1 rRNA gene is annotated in these 1,671 nt (G+C 51.3%); it reads left to right on the top strand.

Features of this window, described 5'->3' with window-relative positions:
* The first annotated feature begins 126 nt into the window (after window positions 1-126).
* Window positions 127-1,659 (top strand): 16S ribosomal RNA (locus O9X84_RS19460).
* Window positions 1,660-1,671: the final 12 nt, after the last annotated feature.

Here is a 1,671-nt window from a genome sequence, read left to right as displayed (position 1 = left end):
TCACCAAGAAGCAACGGCTTACGGTGAGGTTGCACTAGCAACCACGTTCTTTAACAATTTAGACAAGACAATCTGTGTGGGTACTCGTTAAGAGTGTCTATACGACGATTCATAATTCGATATATTTAATTGAAGAGTTTGATCATGGCTCAGATTGAACGCTGGCGGCAGGCCTAACACATGCAAGTCGAACGGTAGCAGGATGTGCTTGCACATCGCTGACGAGTGGCGGACGGGTGAGTAATGCTTGGGAACTTGCCTTTGCGAGGGGGATAACAGTTGGAAACGACTGCTAATACCGCATAATGTCTACGGACCAAACGGGGCTTAGGCTCCGGCGCAGAGAGAGGCCCAAGTGAGATTAGCTAGTTGGTGGGGTAAAGGCTCACCAAGGCAACGATCTCTAGCTGTTCTGAGAGGAAGATCAGCCACACTGGAACTGAGACACGGTCCAGACTCCTACGGGAGGCAGCAGTGGGGAATATTGCACAATGGGGGAAACCCTGATGCAGCCATGCCGCGTGTGTGAAGAAGGCCTTCGGGTTGTAAAGCACTTTCAGTTGTGAGGAAAGGTTAGTAGTTAATACCTGCTAGCTGTGACGTTAACAACAGAAGAAGCACCGGCTAACTCCGTGCCAGCAGCCGCGGTAATACGGAGGGTGCGAGCGTTAATCGGAATTACTGGGCGTAAAGCGGACGCAGGCGGTTTGTTAAGCTAGATGTGAAAGCCCCGGGCTCAACCTGGGATGGTCATTTAGAACTGGCAGACTAGAGTCTTGGAGAGGGGAGTGGAATTCCAGGTGTAGCGGTGAAATGCGTAGATATCTGGAGGAACATCAGTGGCGAAGGCGACTCCCTGGCCAAAGACTGACGCTCATGTCCGAAAGTGTGGGTAGCGAACAGGATTAGATACCCTGGTAGTCCACACCGTAAACGCTGTCTACTAGCTGTTTGTGACTTTAAGTCGTGAGTAGCGAAGCTAACGCGATAAGTAGACCGCCTGGGGAGTACGGCCGCAAGGTTAAAACTCAAATGAATTGACGGGGGCCCGCACAAGCGGTGGAGCATGTGGTTTAATTCGATGCAACGCGAAGAACCTTACCTACACTTGACATGCAGAGAAGTTACTAGAGATAGTTTCGTGCCTTCGGGAACTCTGACACAGGTGCTGCATGGCTGTCGTCAGCTCGTGTCGTGAGATGTTGGGTTAAGTCCCGCAACGAGCGCAACCCTTGTCCTTAGTTGCCAGCATTCAGTTGGGCACTCTAAGGAGACTGCCGGTGACAAACCGGAGGAAGGTGGGGACGACGTCAAGTCATCATGGCCCTTACGTGTAGGGCTACACACGTGCTACAATGGCATTTACAGAGGGAAGCGAGACAGTGATGTGGAGCGGACCCCTTAAAGAATGTCGTAGTCCGGATTGGAGTCTGCAACTCGACTCCATGAAGTCGGAATCGCTAGTAATCGCAAGTCAGAATATTGCGGTGAATACGTTCCCGGGCCTTGTACACACCGCCCGTCACACCATGGGAGTGGGATGCAAAAGAAGTAGTTAGTTTAACCTTCGGGAGAACGATTACCACTTTGTGTTTCATGACTGGGGTGAAGTCGTAACAAGGTAACCCTAGGGGAACCTGGGGTTGGATCACCTCCTTACTATTACGTCGA

This window comes from Alteromonas sp. BMJM2 (assembly GCF_027257845.1).
GTDB lineage: Bacteria > Pseudomonadota > Gammaproteobacteria > Enterobacterales > Alteromonadaceae > Alteromonas.
This window is presented reverse-complemented; position numbering and strand designations above follow the sequence as displayed.